At 69.2% G+C, this 22,342-nt stretch carries 22 protein-coding genes and 1 pseudogene; 12 read left to right on the forward strand and 11 right to left on the reverse strand.

Annotation, left to right across the window (positions count from 1 at the left end):
* Positions 1-23 precede the first annotated feature (23 nt).
* From mftG to mftA, 5 genes and pseudogenes are all read right to left on the reverse strand, one after another.
* Positions 24-1,475 (reverse strand): mycofactocin dehydrogenase MftG, encoded by a 1,452-nt coding sequence (gene mftG / locus ACWESM_RS05620; protein ID WP_364424925.1) that lies wholly within the window; start codon positions 1,473-1,475, stop codon positions 24-26.
* A gap of 100 nt (positions 1,476-1,575) precedes the next feature.
* On the reverse strand, positions 1,576-2,976 hold the full coding sequence (gene mftF, locus ACWESM_RS05625) for a mycofactocin biosynthesis glycosyltransferase MftF (RefSeq protein ID WP_452491035.1): 1,401 nt from the start codon (positions 2,974-2,976) through the stop codon (positions 1,576-1,578).
* Between the two features lie 231 nt (positions 2,977-3,207).
* A complete protein-coding gene (mftC, locus tag ACWESM_RS05630) occupies positions 3,208-4,518 on the reverse strand; it encodes a mycofactocin radical SAM maturase (RefSeq protein WP_364425208.1) in 1,311 nt (436 codons plus the stop codon).
* Between the two features lie 51 nt (positions 4,519-4,569).
* Positions 4,570-4,770, reverse strand: a pseudogene (gene mftB / locus ACWESM_RS05635) (mycofactocin biosynthesis chaperone MftB); the annotation flags it as partial.
* Between the two features lie 10 nt (positions 4,771-4,780).
* Positions 4,781-4,879, reverse strand: coding sequence for a mycofactocin precursor MftA (mftA, locus tag ACWESM_RS05640; RefSeq protein ID WP_157170973.1), 99 nt, complete (start codon positions 4,877-4,879; stop codon positions 4,781-4,783).
* Positions 4,880-5,213: 334 nt separating this feature from the next.
* Here mftA and mftR2 point away from each other — a divergent pair, with 334 nt between their 5' ends.
* Both mftR2 and ACWESM_RS05650 read left to right on the forward strand, forming a co-directional pair.
* Positions 5,214-5,837: a mycofactocin system transcriptional regulator MftR2 gene (gene mftR2, locus ACWESM_RS05645; protein WP_355074852.1), complete on the forward strand. Its 624-nt coding sequence runs from the start codon at positions 5,214-5,216 to the stop codon at positions 5,835-5,837.
* A gap of 61 nt (positions 5,838-5,898) precedes the next feature.
* Entirely contained in the window at positions 5,899-6,954 is a 1,056-nt protein-coding gene (locus ACWESM_RS05650; RefSeq protein WP_452491036.1) for a 2Fe-2S iron-sulfur cluster-binding protein, read from the forward strand.
* A gap of 40 nt (positions 6,955-6,994) precedes the next feature.
* On the opposite strand, the gene ACWESM_RS05655 is transcribed toward ACWESM_RS05650, so the two are convergent.
* The 3 genes from ACWESM_RS05655 to ACWESM_RS05665 all read right to left on the reverse strand — a co-directional run bounded on the left by ACWESM_RS05655 (position 6,995) and on the right by ACWESM_RS05665 (position 9,924).
* On the reverse strand, positions 6,995-7,732 hold the full coding sequence (locus ACWESM_RS05655; protein ID WP_364424930.1) for a DNA alkylation repair protein: 738 nt from the start codon (positions 7,730-7,732) through the stop codon (positions 6,995-6,997).
* A 54-nt stretch (positions 7,733-7,786) separates the two neighbouring features.
* Positions 7,787-8,548: a glutamate racemase gene (locus ACWESM_RS05660; RefSeq protein WP_364424932.1), complete on the reverse strand. Its 762-nt coding sequence runs from the start codon at positions 8,546-8,548 to the stop codon at positions 7,787-7,789.
* Positions 8,549-8,727: 179 nt separating this feature from the next.
* A complete protein-coding gene (locus ACWESM_RS05665) occupies positions 8,728-9,924 on the reverse strand; it encodes an NAD(P)/FAD-dependent oxidoreductase (protein WP_364424934.1) in 1,197 nt (398 codons plus the stop codon).
* A gap of 216 nt (positions 9,925-10,140) precedes the next feature.
* Between ACWESM_RS05665 and ACWESM_RS05670 the strand changes: the two genes are divergently transcribed.
* The 3 genes from ACWESM_RS05670 (at position 10,141) to ACWESM_RS05680 (ending at position 12,160) form a co-directional block, all read left to right on the forward strand.
* Complete coding sequence (locus ACWESM_RS05670) at positions 10,141-10,497, forward strand: SPW repeat domain-containing protein (RefSeq protein ID WP_364424936.1); 357 nt, start codon at positions 10,141-10,143, stop codon at positions 10,495-10,497.
* Entirely contained in the window at positions 10,497-11,126 is a 630-nt protein-coding gene (locus ACWESM_RS05675) for a TetR/AcrR family transcriptional regulator (protein WP_397275020.1), read from the forward strand. Before ACWESM_RS05670 ends, ACWESM_RS05675 begins: the two co-directional genes overlap by 1 nt.
* An 89-nt stretch (positions 11,127-11,215) precedes the next feature.
* The gene (locus tag ACWESM_RS05680) at positions 11,216-12,160 is read left to right on the forward strand and encodes a type IV toxin-antitoxin system AbiEi family antitoxin domain-containing protein (protein ID WP_364424939.1); all 945 of its coding nucleotides are present in this window, start codon (positions 11,216-11,218) and stop codon (positions 12,158-12,160) included.
* Positions 12,161-12,252: 92 nt separating this feature from the next.
* Here the strand turns inward: ACWESM_RS05680 and ACWESM_RS05685 are convergent, their stop codons facing one another.
* A complete protein-coding gene (locus ACWESM_RS05685; protein WP_355074868.1) occupies positions 12,253-13,071 on the reverse strand; it encodes an alpha/beta fold hydrolase in 819 nt (272 codons plus the stop codon).
* A 138-nt stretch (positions 13,072-13,209) separates the two neighbouring features.
* Here ACWESM_RS05685 and ACWESM_RS05690 point away from each other — a divergent pair, with 138 nt between their 5' ends.
* The 3 genes from ACWESM_RS05690 to ACWESM_RS05700 all read left to right on the forward strand — a co-directional run bounded on the left by ACWESM_RS05690 (position 13,210) and on the right by ACWESM_RS05700 (position 16,510).
* On the forward strand, positions 13,210-14,478 hold the full coding sequence (locus ACWESM_RS05690; RefSeq protein WP_364424943.1) for an epoxide hydrolase family protein: 1,269 nt from the start codon (positions 13,210-13,212) through the stop codon (positions 14,476-14,478).
* A 209-nt stretch (positions 14,479-14,687) separates the two neighbouring features.
* A complete protein-coding gene (locus tag ACWESM_RS05695) occupies positions 14,688-15,698 on the forward strand; it encodes an adenylate/guanylate cyclase domain-containing protein (protein WP_364424945.1) in 1,011 nt (336 codons plus the stop codon).
* A 44-nt stretch (positions 15,699-15,742) separates the two neighbouring features.
* Positions 15,743-16,510: an RluA family pseudouridine synthase gene (locus tag ACWESM_RS05700; protein ID WP_356963730.1), complete on the forward strand. Its 768-nt coding sequence runs from the start codon at positions 15,743-15,745 to the stop codon at positions 16,508-16,510.
* Positions 16,511-16,876: 366 nt separating this feature from the next.
* On the opposite strand, the gene ACWESM_RS05705 is transcribed toward ACWESM_RS05700, so the two are convergent.
* Positions 16,877-17,479 carry a TIGR03086 family metal-binding protein gene (locus ACWESM_RS05705; RefSeq protein ID WP_452491037.1) on the reverse strand — a complete coding sequence of 201 codons (603 nt, stop codon included), beginning with the start codon at positions 17,477-17,479 and terminating at the stop codon, positions 16,877-16,879.
* A 51-nt stretch (positions 17,480-17,530) separates the two neighbouring features.
* On the opposite strand from ACWESM_RS05705, the gene ACWESM_RS05710 reads away from it, so the two are divergent.
* From ACWESM_RS05710 to ACWESM_RS05720, 3 genes are all read left to right on the forward strand, one after another.
* Positions 17,531-17,968: a MarR family winged helix-turn-helix transcriptional regulator gene (locus tag ACWESM_RS05710; RefSeq protein WP_355074878.1), complete on the forward strand. Its 438-nt coding sequence runs from the start codon at positions 17,531-17,533 to the stop codon at positions 17,966-17,968.
* A gap of 171 nt (positions 17,969-18,139) precedes the next feature.
* Positions 18,140-18,925, forward strand: a complete 786-nt coding sequence (locus ACWESM_RS05715; RefSeq protein WP_355074880.1) for a metallophosphoesterase — start codon at positions 18,140-18,142, stop codon at positions 18,923-18,925.
* A gap of 66 nt (positions 18,926-18,991) precedes the next feature.
* The gene (locus tag ACWESM_RS05720; RefSeq protein WP_355074882.1) at positions 18,992-19,669 is read left to right on the forward strand and encodes a phosphodiesterase; all 678 of its coding nucleotides are present in this window, start codon (positions 18,992-18,994) and stop codon (positions 19,667-19,669) included.
* Here ACWESM_RS05720 and ACWESM_RS05725 read toward each other — a convergent pair.
* The gene (locus ACWESM_RS05725; RefSeq protein ID WP_355074884.1) at positions 19,666-20,727 is read right to left on the reverse strand and encodes an AraC family transcriptional regulator; all 1,062 of its coding nucleotides are present in this window, start codon (positions 20,725-20,727) and stop codon (positions 19,666-19,668) included. The genes ACWESM_RS05720 and ACWESM_RS05725 overlap by 4 nt on opposite strands.
* An 85-nt stretch (positions 20,728-20,812) precedes the next feature.
* On the opposite strand from ACWESM_RS05725, the gene ACWESM_RS05730 reads away from it, so the two are divergent.
* A complete protein-coding gene (locus ACWESM_RS05730; protein WP_356963725.1) occupies positions 20,813-22,279 on the forward strand; it encodes a flavin-containing monooxygenase in 1,467 nt (488 codons plus the stop codon).
* Positions 22,280-22,342: the final 63 nt, after the last annotated feature.

Here is a 22,342-nt window from a genome sequence, read left to right on the forward strand (position 1 = left end):
TTGTGACCGAACCGTCTTTCACTTCACGAGCACAGGTGTGCGGCCGCCTTTTCCGCGATCACCATGGTCGTGGCCTGCGGTCCACGACCGAGCGGCACCGGCACCACGGAGAGATCCACCACGGACAACCCGGTAACTCCGCGCACCCGGCAGCGCTCGTCCACCACGGCAGCCGCATCGTTTTCCCGGCCCATTCGACAGGTTCCGGACAAATGTTGCGAAGTGGCGAGATTCGCGCGTAACCAGGCATCGAGATCCGCGGGCCGCGGAATCGGATCGACCGGCCGCGCGTTCATTCGTCGCAGCAGCCCGCCCGCGGTCGCCACCGCGTCGCGTAATCGGGCGCGATCCTGGTCGGCGGTCAGGTAGCGGTAGTCGATCAGCGGCGCGGCGCCGGGGTCGGCCGACCGCAAGCGGAGCACGCCGGAGGATCGCGGCCGCATCAGTGTGACGCCGAGCCTGCGCACCCCGGGTGTGAACGACACGGCGTACGGCCGGATTTCGACATCGTCCACCTCGAGCACCGTCTCCAGCGGGACGCTCGGCGGTTCGGCCAGGTGCAGCAGATAGGAGATGCCCACTTCCGGATGGTCGCTGAGCCAGGAGCCCACCGGGGCGGCGTGCACGACCGGGATACCGAGGGGGCGCAGCCGTTCCGGGTCGCCGATGCCGGAGCGCAACAGCAGCGTGGCCGACTCGATCGCGCCCGCGCAGAGCACGATCCGGTCGGCCCACTCGATGCCGCTCTCGCCATCGCGTACGTACTCCACGCCGACCGCACGGGTTCCGTCGAAACGGATGCGCGTGACCGACGTTTCCCCGGCGACGGTCAGGTTCGGGCGGGTCAGCGCGGGCAGCAGATAGCCGATCGACGGGCCGATGCGCCTGCCTCGGTCGCAATTGCACGGCACCGCGCCCACCCCCTCCCCGCTGCCGGGGGCATTGAGATCGGGCACCTCGGCGAACCCGGACGCGAGGCAGGCCTCCGTGAACGCCGCGCTGACCGGCGAGGGATCCGAGCTGCGCACCACGGGAATCGGGCCGCGGTCGCCGTGCCAGGGCTGTTCGCCGAAGTCGAGGTCACGCTCGATCCGGCAGTAGAGCGGAAGCACGGAATCGAACGACCAGCTGTCCGAGTCGCCGAGCACCCGGCTCCATGCGTCGAAATCCGCCACCGTGGCACGGACGAAGTAACCGCCGTTGACCGCCCCCGAGCCGCCGATCACCTTGCCGCGCACGATGGTTGCCGGCACCGGCGGGTCGTCGGCGAGGACCACCTCGTAACGCCATAGCCACGGGGCCTCCGGACCGATCGGCAGCGACGCGGCGTCCAGCAATTCGGCGGGCATCGCCTCGCGACTGCTCCACATCCGACCGGCTTCGAGCAGCCGCACCGTGTGCGCCGGATCGGCGCTCAACCGCTCCGCCAGGACGCACCCGGCGGTACCGCCCCCGACGATGAGCGTGTCGGCCATTCGGACTCCCGTTCAGTATCTCGGCGCGGTCCGCGTAGCCGGACGGCGGCGCGGCGAGGGTGCGGGCAAGATCCAGGTCATCGCGGGTTATTCGGGTCGATCAACGGGATGGTGTGGTGGGTTTCAGCGCTTCCACGCTGCGCGCGCGGAACGCGCCGAGCCACAGGCCGGTGCCGTAGGCGATGTCGTCGAGGCGCTTGTAGACGGTGTAGCGGACGGGATCGAGGCCGCCCGAGTCGCGGTGGGTGAACCAGTCGGCCAATCCGTCCGCGACGGCCATGGTGATCGCGATGCGCCGCACCCGACGGGAGAAGAACATCGCCAGCACCGTGATCGGCCAGTAATGCCTGCACATCGCCGAGGCCAGACGCCATAGTCCGGCGAAGAAGCCGCGCGCCAGATAGATCGCGGCGATCCGGGTGGAGTTGTCCAGCCCGGCGAAGACGCGGCGCAACCGGGCCAGCGCGGTGATCAGGGTGACGATGCCGCCGAACAGTCCCCACTTGGTGAGCGTCGCGAACAGGAACGCGGCCAGCAGCGTCCAGGACGGCACCGACAGCGGTGACACCGTTCCCGCGTGCCGCTCGCCCAGCGGCGCCGCGCCGGTGCCGTAGAACAGCTTTCGGCCGAACCACGCGCGGAAGCACACCCGGTGGTCGTGCGCCACGTGGGCCGCGGGCTCGTAGCGCAGCCGCCAGCACGCCCGCTCCAGCCGCCAGCACAGGTCGACGTCCTCGGCGACGTGCATCGACTCGTCGAAGCCGCCTTGTTCCAGCAGCGCCCTGCGCCGCGCCAGCAGCGCCGCGCTCGGCACGTAGGACACCAGCCCGCGCGAGTGCACCGCAGCCTCGCGCCTGCCCAGGTCGAGCGAGGAGCGGGTGTGCTCGTAGCGCGCCAGCGCGTTGGACTCCGGGTCCAGCGCGACGATCCGCGGGGCGACCAGCGCCACCCCGGGGTCGCTGAAATGGCCGAGCATCACTTCCAGCCACCCGCTGCGCGGCACCACGTCGGAATCCAGGAATGCGACGAAGTCGGTTGTCGCCGCCCGCAAGCCGGCGTTGCGCGCGGCCGCGGGTCCCTGCTTGCGGTCGTGCCGCAGCACGGTCACCCGGCACCTGGTGCCACGGTTGCGCGGTATCCGCACCGGCTGGTCGGACCCGTCGTCGACCACGATGACGTTGTGCCCGCGCAACGCGGCGAGCAGCCGCGCCAGTCCCTCGGCGTTGTTGTGCAGCGGCACGATGACGGTGACGTCGTCCGGCGAAGGCAGCAGCCGGGGGCGGGGGTTGGCCACTCCGGAGTCGAGCAGCCGTCTGGCAACGACGGCGGACTTCGGGCCGGTCACCTCGAGGTACCCGTCGCCGATCATCTCGGCGGCCTCCGGGGCAAGTCGCAGCAACCTGGCCGGCGAACCGCCGATCAGAACCCGCCCGCCGGAGTATGCGCGTACCCGGGGATCGATCCGCACCCCGAATCCATCGGGCAGGCGATCATGGCGCATTCCTGGCATGCTAGGCGGAGTTTCGCGGGTAGACATCAACAGTCCGGAAAAAACGGCAGATTTCCGGGCGAAACCGGCCCGCCACCGGAACGGCCGCGCGCCGTACCCGATGCCGAGTGTTCGCTCGCACCCGTTTCCCAGCATCCGGCAACGGAGCGGCTATCGCCCGGTCGACGACCGGACGATAGCCACACCCGTGCTCTCAGCATACTTTTGGCAAACTTCATGGCTTCATGCCAGCGGGCTCTCGTCGCAGGCCCGCGCCGGGCGGCGTTCCGGCGTGAATCCGGCCGGGCGCGTCGCGCTCAGCGTCAGCGGAACCGGTCCGCCCTTGCGCCCGCCCGCGCGCGGGGCGACCCGGCGGGAATGGTCGACCGACGAACGCGGGATCATCCGCGCCGTGTCGGCCAGCGCCGCTTCGCCGTACCCCTGGACGCACTCCGGATCAGGCCCGTCGGCGGGCAGCCCGGTGAAGAACTTCGCCGCCATGCAGCCGCCGCGGCAGGCGTCGTAATGGCTGCACGAGGCGCACGCGCCGCCGCCACTGGGCTCGCGCAGCTCCCCGAACAGTTCCGAGGATCGCCATACCGCCTCGAAACCGCCGTCGGCCACGACGTTTCCGGCGTGGAACCGATCGTGAATGGCGAACGGGCAGGCATAGACGTCACCCACCGGGTCGACCAGACAGACCACCCGTCCCGCACCGCACATGTTCAGCCCCGGCAGCGCCGCGCCGAACGCCGACAGGTGGAAGAACGAGTCGCCGGTGAGCACGCCCTCCCCGTTGCGCAGCAGCCAGTCGTAGAGGACGCGCTGCTGATCGGGCGTGGGATGCAAGTCGTCCCACACGTCCGCACCCCGGCCCGACGGCCGCAACCTGGTCAAACGCAAGGTGGCGCCGTACTTTTCGGCGATGGCGCGGAACTCGTCGAGCTGTGCGATGTTGTGCCTGGTCGCCACCACCGACAGCTTCGCGTCCCGGAAACCCGCCGCGGCGAGATTCTCCAGCGCGCGAATGGCCATGGCGTAGGAGCCAGGCCCGCGCACGGCGTCGTTGACCTCGGCGTCGGCGCCGTCCAGCGACACCTGCACGTCGACGTAGTCACTGGCGGCAAGCCGGGCCGCGACCTCGGGCGTGATCCGCACTCCGTTGGTGGAGAACTTCACGCCCACATGGTGCGCGGTCGCGTAGTCGACCAGTTCCCAGAAGTCCGGGCGCACGGTGGGCTCGCCACCGCCGATGTTCACGTAGAACACCTGCATACGTTCGAACTCGTCGATCAGCGCCTTGCACTGCTCGGTGCTCAGCTCGCGCGGATCCCTGCGCCCCGAAGACGACAGGCAGTGCACGCAGGACAGGTTGCAGGCGTAGGTGAGTTCCCAGGTCAGACAGATCGGCGCGGCGAGACCGGACTCGAAGCGGTCCACCAGGCGAACCGCCGCGTCCGACGGCGGGACCACCCCCGCCGTCGACGGCGGCGCCGTGGCCGCGCTCGCGACGGAGGGCGCCGTCGGTGCGCCGGCCGGCGCACCGATGATCATGTCGGATTCGGCCAGCTGTGTCAGCGCTTTGACGTAAGCCGCGGCGTTCTTCTCCGGCACGCCCGCCGCGCGCAGGGCGGTGCGCGCCGACGTGTGCTCCGGCAGCGACCGGACGATCTCGACGATCCGCGGATTCTTCAGGAAGGAGAGCTTGCGCGTGCCGAAGTGGTAGAGCAGCGCGCCGAACGGCTCCGGACGCAGCGCCACTCGCGGATGCAGCTGCCAGCGGGTATCGAGATCGAGCATCGTCATCGACCGCCCGTCAGTAGACGCCGCACATGCCGTCGATGGACACCTCTTCGATGAGGCTCTCCTCGACCAGCGGCGCTTCTTCGGCCGACCGCGCGGCGGCGGCCTCCATCCGTCCGGTGTTGTCGGTGTCTGCGTGTCCGGTGGACCCGTATTCCGGCATGGCTACCTCCGCGAGGACGATCCGTGTGCGAACTGCCCGGTGCAGTCCGTGCTCACACAATAACGTCATGAACTGACAAAACAACAGGTTTCACTTATCCGGCGATCCGGGAGGTCCCAGCCGCCGCGCGCGCCGAGCGAGGAGCCGATTCCGCCGCGAGCCGAGTGGAACAGGCGGCGACGGGACCGATGCCCGGCGCTCTAGACTGCGGGTGGCAAGCAGCTGAACAGAATGTGACGGGCAGCACGCCCGCAGTGGTAGAGGTGGCATGGGAGTCGGACGAATGCAGACGAACGGGGGCGGCAGCACGCTGTCGGAGTCCGAGATCGTCGAGGCCGCGCTGCGGGTGGTACGCGAGGACGGCGTGGAGAAACTGTCGATGCGGCGACTCTCCCGCGAACTCGGCGTCTCCCCGATGGCGCCCTACTACTACGTCGCCGACAAGCGCGAGCTGCTGGATCTGGTCGCCAGCGCGGCCCTCACCGGAGTGCGCACGCCACCGGCCGAATCCGGCACGTGGCAGCATCGGCTGCGCGATCTCGTCGACCAGATCGACGAGAAGCTGCGCAAGCATCCCGGCCTCGGCGACATCCTGATCGAGCAGATGCTGGGCAAACAGCTGGACCTGATCGCCGCGATCATGGACATCCTCGACGACGCGGGGTTCGGCGATCGCAACATCCTCGCCGCCTACGCCACCATCCACACCTACCTGTTCGGCCGCAGCCGGGTGAACCCGCGCGACCGCTCGGCGCCTGCCGATGTCACGCTGCCACCGGTTGTCGATCGGGCCACCCGGTACATCGGTGACCTGCGCGGACGCTACTCCTACGACTTCGGCATGGAGGTGCTGATCGCCGGTCTGGAAGCCCAGCTTGTCCGCCAGGCGACGACCGACGTACGATGAAACTGAAACACGTTCTAGTTTTTGCGTCGCGGGTTGCCCGTGCCAGGTTCGAGAGGACGACATGACCACTGTCGAGGTTCCCCACGGCTCGCGCTCGGTCGTGCTGCGGGTGTTCGCGGTCATCGCCGAGACGGCCGACACCCGCTCGCTGGTCTTCGACGTTCCCGACGAGCTGGCCGAGAAGTTCCGTTACCAGCCGGGACAGTTCCTCACCCTGCGCATCCCCAGCGACCGGACCGGCTCGGTGGCGCGGTGCTACTCCCTGGCCAGCTCGCCCTACACCGACGACCGTCCGAAGGTGACCGTCAAGCGGACCGAGGGCGGCTACGGGTCGAACTGGGTGTGCGACAACGTGAAAGAGGGCGACCAGATCGAGGTGCTGCCGCCCTCCGGCGTCTTCACCCCGAAGGATCTCGACGACGACCTGCTGCTGTTCGGCGCGGGCAGCGGCATCACGCCGGTCATGTCCATCCTCAAGTCGGCCCTGGCCCGCGGAAACGGCCGCATCGTGCTGGTCTACGCCAACCGCGACCACGAGTCCGTGATCTTCGCCGGTGAGCTGCGCGATCTGGCAGACAAGCACCCGCAGCGGCTCACCGTGATCCACTGGCTGGAGTACCTGCAGGGCCTGCCGACGGCCGACGCGCTGGCCACCCTCGTCGCCCCGTATCGCGGCTACGACGCGTACATGTGCGGGCCGAAACCGTTCATGGACCGGGTGCACGACGCGCTCGGGCAACTGGGCGTGCCGCGCACGCGCACGCACGCCGAGGTGTTCAACTCGCTGGCCGGCGATCCGTTCGCCGATCAGGCGCCGGTCGAGGTCTCCGACGAGGAGGCGGCCGACGCGGCGACCGTGGAAGTCGAACTCGACGGCGAAGTGCACGAACTGAAGTGGCCGCGCAAGCAGACGCTGGTGGACATCATGCTGGCCAAGGGCTTGGACGTGCCCTACTCCTGCCAGGAAGGCGAGTGCGGCTCGTGCGCGTGCACGGTGCTGGAAGGCAAGGTCGAAATGGACAACGCCGAAATTCTCGACCCGGAGGATATCGAGAACGGTTACATCCTCGGCTGCCAGGCGCACCCGGTGACCGACCACCTGAAGATCCAGTTCTGAGCGCGCTCGCCTGAAATAATTCGCCGATCGTTTGCTTCGCCTATCGCGCGCGGTATTCCGCGCGAGCCCCGTGCGGCAGATGCTCGGTCGCGTAGCTCAACGCGGTGCGTCCCATGGCCGGGGCGTGCCGGTCGAGGAATCCGGTCAGCAGGCCGCGGTCGACGCGCTTGCCGACTTCGCGCAGCATCCAGCCCAGCGCCTTCTGGATCAGGTCGCGCCGGTCGTCGAGCAGCAGTTCACACAGCGCGAAGGTAGTCGAGGCATCACCCGCCTTGATGAACGCGAACGTGGACAGCAACGCCACCCGCCGCTCCCACAGCGACTCGGTGGCCGCCAGCTCGAACAGCAGGTCACGCGGTTTGTCCAGCAGCCACGGGCCGACGATGTTCTCCGCCGACACGTCCACCAGATCCCAGTTGTTCACCCGTCCGCGGCGCACGGCCGCCAGATACAACCGCACCATGGCGGCGCGGGCGGCGTCGTCGAAGGAGCGCGGCTGGGACGCCTTGGCGAATCGCGCGTTCAAGATCACCAGCGCGGCGAACCGGTCTTCGTGCACGTCGCTGTCGAGCAGCCGGTCGATCTCGTCGAGCGGAAGTGTCGCGAAGCGCTTGGCGACCCGGCGGCTCGCCGGTACCCGGACGCCGAGGAACACGTCACCCTCGCCGTATTCGCCGGGACCGGTCTTGAAGAACCGCTGTAGCTGCGTCGCATCAGCCGGATTCGCCAGTTCCCGCAACGCCGCCCGCACGTCGGCCGCGGTCACCGAGTCGGTCATCGAACCATGCTCCTGTTCCGAGAAGTGGCGGACGCGCCCGCGCCGGGCAGCGGTTCACCCCTGCGCGCCCAGTACGCGGCCGGACTCGAAGGCGGCCGCGCTGGTGGGCAGCGCACCGGGCCGACCGCTGTTGAGCACCCGGATCACCCCGGTACCCGTGGTGGGGCGGCCCAGCGCCTCGATGCGCCGAATGGTCTGCGCGGCAACGGCTTGCGCGCTGTCGAAGAGCCGGACGCCGTTTGGCAACGCGGCCACGATCGCGTCGGTCACCAGCGGGTAGTGCGTGCAGCCGAGCACCACGCCTTCCACGCCGGGCGGCGTCCGCTCCGCCGCGCTGCCGATCGCTTCGTGGGCGGCGGTCAGGTCGCCACGGTCGATCGCGTCCGCCAACCCGTGACACGCCACCCCGACCACATCGGCGTCGCCGCCGAATTTGGCGATCAGATCGGCCTGGTACCGGCTCGCCGTGGTCGCCGCGGTGGCCCAGACCGCCACCGACCGGCACACGGCCGCCGCGGGCTTGATCGCGGGCACGGTGCCGATCACCGGCACGCCGGGCCCGACCTCCGCGCGCACGTGCTCCAGCGCCGTCACGCTGGCGGTGTTGCACGGCAGCACGATCACCTCCGCGCCCGAACGAAGCGAGGCCCGCGCGGCGTTCACCACCCGCTCGACCACCCAGTCCTCCGGCTTCGGCCCCCACGGCGCCCCGTCCGGATCCAGCTGCAGCAGCAGATCCACGTCGGGCCGCAACTTGCGCAACCAAGCGGCAGTGGGCAGCAACCCCAGACCCGAGTCGATGAGCGCGACGATCACCGCACCACCGTATTACAGCCCCATGACACCCCCACACGCCGTGCGCGCCGCGGCGCACGCTCCGCAACCGGCGCGCGCACGCGGGCCACGGCGGCCATAGTCGCGGAGGATTCGGCGACCGGTACCCGTACCTGCTCGATGCCGTAGCCGCCGTTCCGCGGCTCCCGCCGGGCGCGCCCTCAGCTGGGTGCGAGCAACTCGGTCACCGGCGCACCGGACGCGATCTTGGCACGGGCCTTCATCACCTGTGCCGTCATGCCCGCGCCGACGACGCCGGTGAGGTTGCCGCCCTGGGCGTAGTAGGCGAGGAATTTGCGGCCGTCGTCGGAGGCGATGTGCACCTCGTCGGTCGCGCCGGGAGTGCCGAGGGCCTGGATCTTGACGTCGTACTGGTCGCTCCAGAAGTACGGGACGCGCGCCGCCGTGGGCGGTTCGGCGCCCAGCAGCGCGCAGGCGACCAATTTGGCCTGTTCACCGGCGTTGGTCCAGTGTTCGACACGCTTGCGGAGTCCGGTCTCGTGCAGCCAGGCCGCCACGTCGCCGACCGCCCAGACGCCGTCGGCGGAGGTCCGTCCCACCTCGTCGGCGAGCACGCCGCCACCGGCCGACGGTTCGGCCAGCGCGATCCCGGAATCGCGCAGCCATTCGGTCACCGGCCGCGAACCCACGCCGATCACGACGAGGTCGGCGGCGATCTCGGTACCGTCGGACAGCCGCGCACCGCGCACCCGCCCCGACTCGTCGCCGAACAGGGTGTCCACGCCGATGCCGCAGCGCAGATCCACCCCTTCCGCGCGATGCATCCGCGCGACCAGTTCGCCCACCGCTTCGCCGAGCACCGAGGCCAGTGGCGTCGCCTGCGGTTCGACCAGCACGACATCCACTCCCGCCGCCCGGAAACTCGCGGCGAGTTCGCAGCCGATGAAGCCGGCGCCGACGACCAGCGCGGTGCTCGCGCCGCTCAGATCGGCGCGCAGGGCTACGGCGTCGGAATGGCCGCGCAGCACGTGCACGCCGCGCAACTCGGGCAGGCCGGGCAGACGGCGCGGGCGCAGACCCGTGGCGATGATCAGCTGGTCATAGTCCAGCGTGGCGCCGTCGGCGAGGCGAACGCGGCGCGCACCGGTGTCGACCCCGACGGCTTCGGTGCTCAGGCGCAGATCGATCTGCTTCTCGGCGTAGAACTCGCTCGGACGCAGTGTGGTGTCATCGGTTTCGCCGCGTACGAACTGCTTGGAAAGCGGCGGCCGGTCGTAGGGCAACCGCGACTCGTCACCGATGAGCACGAGGTCGCCCGCATAGCCCGCGCGGCGCAATTCCTCCGCGGTGCGCAGGCCGGCGAGGCCGGCTCCGACGATCACGATCGGCGCGGTCATGCGGCCATCCCTTCAGTGGAATCCGGCCGCCGATTCCGCGGAACCGGCGGTGCGACGAAGCTCACCCTAACCTCTGCTTGGTTCATTCCTCTGTGAGGACCGTCACGCGGAGCGGCCGGTCAACCGTCGCACAACCGTGTCCGTTCCGATGTTGATCGGGCGGTCAATCAGGACTAGACCGAGGTCAGGACATACGCACAGCCTGAGGAGGTACACATGTTCACCGAGAGCCGCGCGCAGGATCTCCTGGCCGTCGTGCTCGGAGCCTTCGCCGCACTGTCACCCCTGTGGGTCGACCACAACAACAACGCCATGTGGGCGCTGATCGTGCTCGGCGTGCTCATCGCGCTCACCGGTCTGGCGCAGATGGCCCGCCCCGACATGGCGTCGGCGGACTACGCGATGGGCCTGTGCGGCCTGCTGTTGTTCATCTCGCCGTGGGCCATGGACTACACCGCGTACCGCAGCGCATCCTGGACCGCATGGGTAGTCGGGGTGGTGACGGCGGTGGTCGCGGTCGCGGCGCTGCCGACGGTGTCGGGGCGTCTGCACGACATGGCTCCGCATCACTGATGCAGCGACCGGGAACCCGGCGCGCCGGACGCCGCCGCAGCGCGAAAGCCGACGGCGACGCTCGGCAGTTGATCCTCGACGCCGCGGAGGACCTCTTCGCGGCACAGGGATACGACGCCACCGCGACGGCGGCCATCGCCGCCGCGGCCTGCGTCCCCAAAGGACTCGTCTTCTACTACTTCCCGACCAAGGATTCGATCCTGTCCGCCTTGATGTCCGAGCGGGTGCCCGCGCGGCCGATCGACGACATCGGCACCGTGGTTACGCCGGGAGATCCGGCGGCGAGCCTGGTCAACCTCGACGCCGCGCTGAACCTGCGCGACCACCACTCGTCGGTACTGCGGGTGATCCTGTGGCGGGAGGCCGACACCCATCCCGACGTGCGGCGGCAACTGCGCCGCCTGCGCGGCCAGATGCTGGAGGTGACCGCGAAGGTGCTCCAGGCGAGCGCCCCCGGCCCGGTCCGTCCCGGAACCCTGCGCGCGTGCGCCGCGGCCTGGGTCTCGGCGATGTTCGCGATCGCCAGCACCGACCGGCTGCACGCGCTCGACGGCGTGCCGCTGCCCACCGCCGACGAAGTGCTGAACGTAGCCCAGGTGGTCGCGGCCGGAATGACCCAGATGGGCTGACTTCCCGGAGTTGTCTACAGCCCGCGCGTTGTCCACATGCGCCGCCGCGCGGGGGTTTCCCGGATCGCCGGTCGATCACGATCGTCGGTATGGAAGCACCGCAACTGATCTCGCGTCAGCAGGCGCTGGCATCCGGTCTGTCCGACAAGACATTGCACCGGCTGTGCAGAACCGGGAAATGGCAGCGCCTGCGCGCCGGGCACTATCTGAGCGCGCCGGGCTCCGGTCTCGGCGCCACCGGCAGGCATCTGCTGATGACGCTGGCCACCGCGGAGTCCACGTCCGACTCCGCCGTCACGAGCCACTGTTCGGCGGCGGTGCTGCACGGGATGACGACCTGGGGCATTCCGCTCGACCGGGTCCATCTGACCAGGAACCGGATCAACGGCGGCCGGCTGAGCCGACGGGTGGTAGTCCATTCGGCTCGGATGGAGCCCGACGAGATCACCTTGGTCGACGACATACGGGTGACCACCCCGGCGCGGACGGTCTTGGACATCGCGCGCTCGGAAGGATTCGAACAGTCCGTCGCTCTCGGGGATTCCGCGCTACGCCAGGGCTTGACCACCACGGCGGAACTGCGGGAACACCTGCGCCGGGCCCGGCGCAGGCCCGGATGCCGCCGTGCCGCTCTCGTGCTGGACTTCCTGGACGGGCGCAGCGCGAACGTCGGCGTGTCCCTGAGCCGGATCCTGCTGCACCGGGCGGGTCTTCCGGCTCCCGAAGTGCAGGCTCGGGTCTTCTCCGATGACGAGATCTGTGTCGGCCGTGTCGATTTCCTGTTTCCCGATCTCGGTGTGATCGGCGAATTCGACGGAAGCGATCACCGCCGAGCCGCGCCGCCCGCCGCTCGGGTGGTCACGGCGGAGAACGTCCGCGCGGATCGGCTCCGCGCACTCGGCTGGGTGGTCGTGCGCTGGACCTGGGGCGATCTGTCCGCTCCCGCCCAGTTGACCGATCGTCTCCGCGCGGCGATCCGCACGGCCGCGGTACACCACCGTGCCGGCTACTGGACTCCTACCCCCGAACCGTGAACGCGCCGAACCCTTTCAGCGTCCCGCGGGCCGTCACCCGGCCCAGCCGAGAGGAACAGCCGACGACTATCCAGGCGCACAGCGGTGGCGAGTCAGGGCTGGTCGAGAAAGTTGACGACGTCGATGGCGAAGCGGGGGCGCCTGAGCGCGCTCACGTGCCCCGCGCCCGGATAGATGGCGAGGTGGGAATCGGGGATGCCGTCGGCGGTGCGGCGGAAAGTGGCGAGGCTGTAGGCGGCGTCTCGTTCGCCTCCGATGACGAGCGTCGGGGCCTGGATCTCACCGAGGCGCTCGGTGATGTCGAATTCGTCCTCCGCGCGGAGAAAGGCGTACGTGTCGGCAGGGTCGCGCGGGCGGCTCAACGGGTCCAGCAACCACATGGCGGCCGCCGCGAGACGAGCGGCGGCGGGCGAGGAGACGCTGCTCGACGCCAGGTGGTGCATCGCGCGGCGCCCGTGCAGAACCGCTTCGGCGTAACGCATCTGGCCTTCCTTGGCGACCGGATCCAAACGGCATCCGGACGACGCGACGACGAGGCGGCGCACGACCTCGGGATGGTCGGCGGTGAGTTGCAGCGCCACCGACCCGCCCGAGGAGATGCCGAGCACGTCGACCGGCTCGCCGAACTCGGCGCGCAGCGCGTCGGCGTGCTCGGCCGCGATCTCCGCCATCGTGATGCCCTGGGCCATGCCGGGCGCGCGTCCCACCGCGTAGACCCGGAAGCTCCGCGCCAGCGGCCGCAGAACTCTCACCTCGGAGTCGAGCATCCGACCGCGGGGATTCGCGTGGTCGGGACTGAACCACCGGAGAAAGACCAGCGGCCGACCGGAACCGATCGCGAAGTACGGCATGCCGTGCTCGAGCACGCCTTCGGTGATCTCGGGCCGCGCGGCCCGCCCGGTCCCGACCACAGCGCCCTCCGCTCAGATCTCCGTCCGTCTTCCCGACGCTAGCGGAGCCTGCCGCGAGCCGCGATTACCTCGGTGGTCAAATCCCACCGTGATGTTCTGCACAGCCTCGCGGAAGAGCGCACGGAGCATACTGGCCCGGTGAGTCAGGAGCCCTCTTCGCGTGGAGCCGAGACGCGGCCGTTCCCGCTGGACCCCACGCCTATTCATGTATCCGACGACGTGCTCGCCGACCTGCGGCGGCGATTGGAACTGACCCGCTGGCCGGTCGACGCGGAAAACGACGACTGGTCCTACGGCGTGTCCCGCGACTATTTGCAGGAGCTGGTCGAGTACTGGCGCACCGATTACGACTGGCGTGCGGCCGAGGCCGCACTCAACGCCTATGACCACTACTTCGTCGAGATCGACGGGGTGCCGGTGCATTTCCTGCGGAAGCCGGGCGTCGGACCCGACCCGACGCCGTTGATCCTCACCCATGGTTGGCCATGGACCTTCTGGCATTGGGCCAAGGTGATCGACCCGCTGGCCGACCCGGCGGCGTTCGGCGGCGACCCCGCCGACGCCTTCGATGTGATCGTCCCGTCGTTCCCCGGATTCGGATTCTCCGCACCGCTGCCGAAGAACCCGGACATGAACTTCTGGAAGGTCGCCGACCTCTGGCACGTCCTGATGACCGAGACCCTCGGGCACGCGAAGTACGCCGCGGCGGGCTGCGACGTCGGCGCGCTGGTCACCGGGCAACTCGGGCACAAGTACGCCGACGAGCTGTACGGCATCCATATCGGCTCCGGTCAGAAGCTGACCCTGTTCAGCGGCGACCGTGCCTGGGACATCACCGGCGGCAATCCCATCCCGGAGGGCCTGCCCGCCGCCGTGCACGACCGGATCCTCGAACTGGAACGACGTTTCGCCGTCCACCTGACCGCACATGTGCTCGAACCGAGCACTCTCGCCTACGGGCTGTCCGACTCACCCGCCGGGTTGCTGGCCTGGATCTTGCAGCGCTGGGTGAGCTGGAGCGACAACGGCGGCGACATCGAGTCGGTCTTCGGCAAGGACGACCTGCTCACCCACGCGATGATCTTCTGGGTCACCAATTCCATCGGCACGTCCATCCGCACCTATGCCAACAACAATCGCTATCCCTGGACGCCGTCGCACGACCGGCAGCCGCCCATCGAGGCTCCGACCGGCATCACCTTCGTCGGCTACGAGAACCCGCCGGGCGTCGACACCGACCGGCGCGTGCAAGCGTTCCTCGACAGCGACCGCGGCGATTGGTACAACCACGTCAACCTCACCGCCCACGACCACGGTGGTCACTTCATCCCGTGGGAGATTCCGGCCCAGTGGGTCGACGATCTGCGCCGCACCTTCCGCGGCCGCACCCCGTCCACTGCCGAGTGAGCAGCCACGCGCTGCGCGGACGGCCTTCGCCGGGATGCGAACGCGGCCGGACGGACCGAACCCGCGCGTTACGGCGGCGGCAGTCCGGCTGGATCGCGGGGGGCGTGCGTGTTATCGGCGCGGCACCGGAATCGACGTGGCGTAGGAGAGGTATGTGAACTCGCCCAATGGAAGCCGCCTCGTCGGATCCGGGCCGTAAGGTACCGATCATGGTGCCCAGCGAGAGGTCCCAGTCGGTGCAAGCGGTCGTCGAGTCCTATCTGCTCGACGGTGCGCGCCGGTACAACCGCACCGAGGTCGCCGAACAGTCGGGGACGACGACGGCGCTCACCCGTCGATTGTGGATGGCGCTCGGTTTTCCGTCGAGCATCGGTGACGAGGCGGTGGACTACACCGACGCCGACGTCGCGGCGGTGCGCAACTTCGAGCAGCTGACCGTTTTGTCCTCGGCCGACACCCGGCAGCAGTCGGCGACCGCGCGCACGCTCGGCCAAGGGATGGCGCGCCTGGCGGAGTGGCAGGTCGACCTGGTGCTCGCGGAGATCGAGGAGCGCATCGCCCGAGCCGATCCCGGCGCCGACCCCGAAGAGACGGTGCGCACCGCCACCGAGGGCGCCATAGCCACATTGGAGCAGCTGAACACCTATGCCTGGCGGCGGCACCTGGCCGCGTCGCTGTCGCGGTCGCTCGACCCGGGGACGAGCGCGGGCGAGTCGGTGCGCGAACTGGCCGTCGGTTTTGCCGACATGGTCGGCTACACCAGGCTGACCAGGCATCTGCATCCCGACGAGCTGTCCATGCTGCTCGAGGCGTTCGAGTCCACCACCACCGCCGCCATCACCGAGAACGGCGGATGGGTGATCAAGAACGTGGGCGACGAAGTCATGTTCGCCACGGAAAGCGCCGCCGAAGCCGCGCGCATAGCGCTGGCCATCCAAGAGTCCACCATGATGGTCGGGGGCACGCCGGAGTTGCGCGTCGCCCTCGCTTACGGCCCGGTATTGCAACGGTTCGGGGATCTGTACGGTTCGGTGGTGAACATCGCCTCCCGGCTCACCGGCGTCGCGCGGCCGGGCACGGTCCTGATCGATGACCACGCCGCCACGGAGTTGAACGGCGACCCGGCATTCGCGATCAAGCAGTTGCGCAGCGTCCGAGTGCGCGGCTTCAATCGCCTGCGTCCGCACCTGCTGCGCCACAACGGCAGGAACGGCGGATAGCCCCGATCTCCGCCCGACGCCGACGGCCGCCCTAGGCTCGTCCGGTGGACAAGGACTGGTCACAGCTACGCGCGCGTTGCCTCGTCGAGGAGGACGCGGCGATTCTCGCCCTGCACAAACCCGCCGGGATCTCCGTCATGGGCGAGCGCCACGACACCGATCTCGTCGAGCTGGCGGCGGCCGAGGGAGAAACGCTGTATCCGGTGCACCGGATCGACAAGGTGACCTCCGGCTTGATCCTCTTCGCGAAGGAGCTGTCCGCCCACGGCGAGCTGACCAGGCAGTTCAACAAGCAGACCGCGGACAAGGCGTACCTGGCCGTCGTCGCGGCCACCGGCCTGCCCGATACCGGCGTATTCGACCTGCCGCTCAGCGTGGGGCGCAAGAACCGGGTGCGGATCGCGGCGCCGCGCGAAAGCATCCGTCAGGAGGCGGGCCGCTGGTTCGTGGACGACGCCGACTTGCTGCCCGCCAAGAACTACCCCTCGCTCACCCGGTTCGCGACGGTGCTGCGGGGTCCCGCGCATACCGTTCTCGCGCTGCGCCCGGTGACCGGCCGTCGCCACCAGATTCGCGTCCATTTGGCCTGGACCGGCCATCCGATAGTCGGCGATCCCCTGTTCGACCGCTCCGGCGCCCCCTCGCGGACCTACCTGCATTCCTGGCGTCTCGGCCTCACCGCTTCCTGGCGCACCCCGCCGGAACTGGTCTTGGCCGCCGAGCCCGACGCGGGCTTCTGGGCCCCGCTGCACGAATCCGCCGACCCGGCGGCCTTGGAACGCGCAACCGACCTGTTGCGGACTCTCGACTAGCCGGGCCGCCCGATGCGGTCTTCGCACAGCCCGTTGCCTGGGCGTCGACCGCTGCGAAGAACGTCGACACTGTGCCCCGGCACGATAACCGCGCCGAATCTCGGCCAGGGCCGTACGGGAATCGGCCCACAGCCAGCACCTATGGGGCGCGCTCGCCTAGAGCGGCAAACAGCGCGCGAGTGCCATCGAGGTCGCTGCTCACCACTGGCGCCATCGCGAAGCACGCAAACCGTCGCCGCTCCGTCGCGCTCGCTCGGCGGCAGATACCGGCTCGCTGTTCGTCCACAGTCATCCCCAGGCGGTCTGCCCCGTGTGCACAGAGCCGATGCACCGAGTAGAAACGGTCTATCGGGCCGCTCGAGCAGATCAGTTCGGCCAGCTCGGCGCACGGCCGAGGAGCGAAAGGATGCGGTCGAGGGTCGGCGTGTGTTCCGGAACGGACAGTGCCGGTGCGAAAGCCGCGCCCGGGACGGAGCGCTCCGGACCATCGGGGACGGCGAGGGCGATGGCCAGCGCCGCCTCGGCCACGTCGGGATCGGGTGTGATGGTCTCGCCGATCGAGCGCGCGACATCCCAGGCGTGCACGACGCTGTCAACGAGGTGGAAGCCGATCACGCGAACGGCGGGAATCCCCTGGTCGGGCAAGATCTCCGGCAGCAGCAGCGAGCGCTCGAGCACGTCCTCGGCGGCGAACGCGGCGAGGACGTCGTCGGCGGAGGCGCGATAGTCGGCGACCGGATCGGCCGACGCGCGCACGGTCCAGACATCGAGATCCTCGCTGCCCCGCGCGGCGGCGGCGAAGCCGTGGTTCTGCGTGATCATGTGTTCCAGCAGGTCACGAAGACGCCAACCCGCGCAGGGTGTCTCGGCGTCCAGCGCATCGGGACGGACGCGGTCGACGACGTCCACGCTCAGTCGGACAGAACGGGCATGCCGGTCGCGCAATCCTTCGGCAGATTCAGTAAGCATGAGCTTATCATATGCGCAAGCTTACGATTTGCCAAGCAGTATCGTCGATCCATGTCCAACGCCCGCCCCGATCTCGCCGCGATGATCGTGCCGCTCGGGCGGGCGCTCATGGCCCTCGAACTGCCCATCCTGGAGCGGCACGAACTGTCCATGTGGGGCTACTCCGTATTGCTCGGCCTCGACGCCGAACCTGTCTACACCCAGGCGGCGCTGGCCAAGGCGATCGGCGCGGACAAGACCCGCATCATCGGCGTCCTCGACGAACTCCAGCGCCGCGGCCTGATCACACGCGAACCGGACCCCACGGACCGCCGGGTGAACCTGCTGTCGCTCACCGACGCGGGCCGCACCCTTCGCGACCGCGCCCAGCGCGACATCCAGGCCGGGGAGGACCGACTGCTCGAGCGGCTGCCCGCGCCGGATCGCAGCGCGTTCCTGCGCGCTTTGCGGACCCTCTCCGACACGGTGTCCGACCGCCCCGCCACTTGACCCCCCACGAGTCCACGCAATGTGATCCAGCACACAATGCGACGAGCACCGCTCGTACGGTGGCGAGCGTCATGACGACGCGTAATGCGCAGGTCAACTAGCCTTATGAGGTGCCGCGGACGCGACGCGCGCGCAATCTGACGCAATGCAGCGAACCCCTAGCGAAAGCGAATGCCGATGATCCTGGTTGCTCAGGTCAGCGACACCCATTTCGATCTCGGCACCCGTAACGCCCAGCGTGTGCGGCGGGTGATGGACTTCGTCGCGGGGCTGCGCCGCAAGCCGGACGCCATCCTGGTGACCGGCGACGTCACCGATTCCGGCAAACCGGAGCAGTTCGCGGAGGCCAAGGCCGCTTTCGACGGCGAGATCCCGGTGTACGCGATCCCGGGCAATCACGACGACCGCGCGGGCTTCCGCACCAGCCTGCTCGGCGAGCCCGCCTCCGATGCCCCGATCAACCACGCGCATCGCATCGGCGATCTCACCGTCGCGCTGCTGGATTCGAGCGTTCCGGGGCAGCCGGGCGGGCAGCTCGCGGACGAGACCTATGACTGGCTCGGCGGCGTCCTCGACGCGGCGCCCGCGGGCAAGCCGATCCTGCTCGCCTTGCACCACCCGCCCGCGCACCTGTTCAGCCCGATCGTCGACGTGATCTCCCTGGCCGATCCGCAACGGTTCGCCGACCTCGTGGCCGGTGACGACCGGATCGTCGGCGTACTCACCGGGCACGCGCACTCCGCCGCGACGACCACCTTTGGGGGACGCCCGCTGCTGGTGGCCCCCAGCACCGCATCGGTGCTCAGCGGCGAGTGGGAACTCGACCTGCCCGACCACGTCATGGACTACGCGCCTGACCCGGCGGTGGCGCTGCACGTCATCGGTGACGACCACCGCCTCACCAGCCATTTCCGGGCGGTTCCGATGGGCGGCCGGATCGGCGTGCAGCCGGTCTGACAGCGGTTTACCCGGCACGTGCCGGGGCAATCGGGAGGCACACGACGCCTACCGGGAGGATCCGCCATGGTCGATCTACCAGCCGCAGTGGTGAAGAACGCGTTCGCGGCCGGAGCCCGGATCCGGCACGCGCGGGTATTCCACCCCTCGGGCTTGCACCTGGCCGGCCGTCTGCACGCGGAGCCCGAATTCGAGCCGCTGTTCGGCAGCGGCGATCGCGCGGTCATCGCACGGGTGTCCAAGGGCATCGGGTTGCCGAACGGCCTGCCCGATGTGCTCGGCCTGGCGTTCCGCGTGCTCGATCGCGACGAGCAGCCTTGGGATTTCGCGCTGGCCACCACCGGCCGGGGACCGCTGGGCCGGTTGGTGATCACCCCCGCGCGCGGTTGGGCCAGCGCCCGGTACGGCTGCCTGATGCCCTATCGGATCAGCAACTCCTCGCCCACCTGGTTCTTCGCCGAGCCGGACAGCGTGCAGCCCGCGTCCGCGTCGCTGGAGGCGATGCAAGCCCACCTCGACGAGGATCTGGTCAGCTTCACCCTCACCGCGGGCCGCCTCGGCGGGCCGACTTGGCGAGTCGCGGAACTCACTCTGCGTCCCGCCGACTCCGCCGAGTACCGCACGGATTACTTCGATCCGATGCTCAATCACCCGGCCGAGGTGGAGTTGTTTCCCAAGGCTGTCGGCAAGATTCGCGAGTTGGCATACATCGGCAGCAGGAGCGGCCGCGGCGAAGAGGGCTAACGCCGGACGGCACGTTCGCGGCGATAGGCCGCCGGGGTGTTACCGGTCCAGCGTTTGAAGGCGAAGATGAAGGTCGACGCTTCGGCGTAGCCGAGACGGATGGCGACGTCGCTCACCGATAGCGGTGTGGCGGTGAGCATTTCCTCCGCCAGCGCACGACGCACTTCGTCCAGCAGCGCGCGATAGCTGGTACCCGCGGCGTCCAGGTGCCGCCGCAGCGTGCGGGTGCTCATGTTGAGATCGTTCGCCACGGCGTCGATGCCGGGCGGAGCGGCGAATCCGTCCGCGCCGCCGCGCGGCACAAGACGTTCGCGCACCTCGGCCGCGATGCCGGTGCGCGCCCTGCGGCGGTGCACCAGTTCCCGGCACTGCGCCAGGCACATCGCCCAGGTCTGCTCGTTGGCCTGCGGCAACGGTTGTTCCAGCAGCATCGGTTCGATCGCGAACAGGTTGTGCGGCATGCCGAAACGCGGCGGCACGAGAGTCACCTCGGCGATCCGCTCCGCGTAGCCGGGATCGGGAAAACGGAATTCCGCCCTGGTCAGCGGCAGGCGTGTGCCGAGCAGATCGCTCATCACCTGGTGCATCGCGGTGACGTCGCGTTCGACGAGGAACTGCCGCACGTCCGTCGGCACCGCCTCGTCGCGCACCACCGCGACGAACTCGCTGGCGCCCCACTCGGCCACCGGGATGCAGAAGGTGAAGCTGAGGTCCAGATAACGCAGCGCGAAGCTGATCGCCTCCCCGAGTGTCGGGCTGCTGACGCAGGCGAAGCCGAAGATGCCGAAGGTGGTGATCCGGTAGCGGCGACCGACCTCCACACCCAGCGCGGGCCGGTCGGCGAGTTCGCGGACGAGATTGCGGATGACCGTCAGTTCGGTGTGCGCGTCGATCTGGACGTCCGGATCGCGCAATTGCTGCTCACCGAGCGCGGTGCCGTGCAGCATGCGCGCCGAGGACACGCCGTGTTCGGCCGCGTATCCGACCATCAGCGCCACGCTGGCCACGCCGCGCGGAAAGTTCCAATCGCGGATATCCGGATCCTGTATCCGCTCCACGCGGACATTATGGCCGAAATTCTCTATACGACGGCACCGCGGCTCCTACAGTGGAGTCATCTACGGTCGTAGTGAGGAGTCTCACATGACAGCGCGCAATCGGCCATCCATACTCATCATCGGCGCGGGCTTCGGCGGCATCGGCATGGCGATCGAGCTACGCCGCAACGGCTTCGACGACATCACCATCCTGGAGCGGGCCGCCGACATCGGCGGGGTGTGGCGGGAGAACACCTACCCCGGCGCGGCCTGCGACGTCCCCTCACCGCTGTACTCGTTTTCGTTCGAACCCAAGCCGGACTGGCCGCAGCGGTACTCGGGACGGACCGCCATCCACGCCTACCTGCGCGCGGTCGCCGAACGTCACAACGTGCTCTCGGCGATCCGCTTCGGCACCAGCGTCAGCGACGCCGAATTCGACGACGCCACCGGCCGGTGGACCGTGCGCACCACCGACGGCAAGAGCTGGATCGTCGACGTGCTGATCTCGGCGGTGGGCCAGCTGTCGCGTCCGTCCCTGCCCGCCATACCCGGCATCGACACCTTCGCGGGCCCGTCGTTCCATTCGGCCGAGTGGGACCACGAGGTCGACCTCCACGGCAAACGCGTCGCCTGCGTCGGCACCGGGGCGAGCGCCGTTCAGTACATCCCGGAGATCCAGCCCGAAGTCGACCGGTTGACACTGTTCCAGCGCACACCGGCCTGGGTGGTCCCGAAGTTCGACACCGACTACTCGCCGGTCCAGCACAACCTGTTCGCGCGGGTGCCGGGCGCGCTGCTGGTGGAGCGGTTCGGGTGGTGGTCGATCGCGGAGTTCATCTCGCTCGGGCTGGTCGAGGTTCCCGCCATCGCCCGGTTCGTGGCCCGCATCGCCTCCCGGCACCTGGCCGAACAGGTCGAGGACCCGCAGCTGCGAGCCAAACTCACCCCGGACTACCCCATCGGGTGCAAGCGCGCGCTGTTCTCCAACGACTACTACCCCGCGCTCACCCAGCCCAACGTGCGGGTGGAGACCACCGCCATCACCGAGATCACCCCGCAAGGCGTACGCACCGCCGACGGGACGACGCACGAAGCCGACGTGATCATCTACGGCACCGGCTTCAAGGGCACGGAGTTCCTCTGGCCGATGGAGATCTGGGGTCGTGGCGGGCGCAGGCTGGCCGACGCATGGGCCGACGGCGCGCACGCGTATTACGGCATGACGGTGCCGGACTTTCCGAATCTTTTCCTCGTCTACGGGCCGAACACCAATCTCGGCGTCGGCTCGATCATCTACATGATCGAATCGCAGGCCCGCTACATCCGCCAGGCCGTGCAATGGCTCGCCGACCACCCCGGCCATTGCGCCGAAGTCCGCGCCGACCTGGAAGAGGATTACAACACCGCGCTCCAGCAGCGTCTGGCCCGCACTCCGTGGAACTTCTGCTCGAGCTGGTACCGCAACTCCGCGGGCCGCATCACCAACAACTGGCCGGGATCGCAGACGAGCTATCGTCGCCGCACCCGCCGCTTCGACCCCAGCGCCTACACCCTCACCCCCGTCGCGTGACGGAGCGCGCCTCGGCGAGCGGGCCCGCCCGGATTCGCCTCGACCCGCCGCCGCCCGCCGGGC

The sequence above is a fragment of the Nocardia sp. NPDC003999 genome (assembly GCF_053604885.1).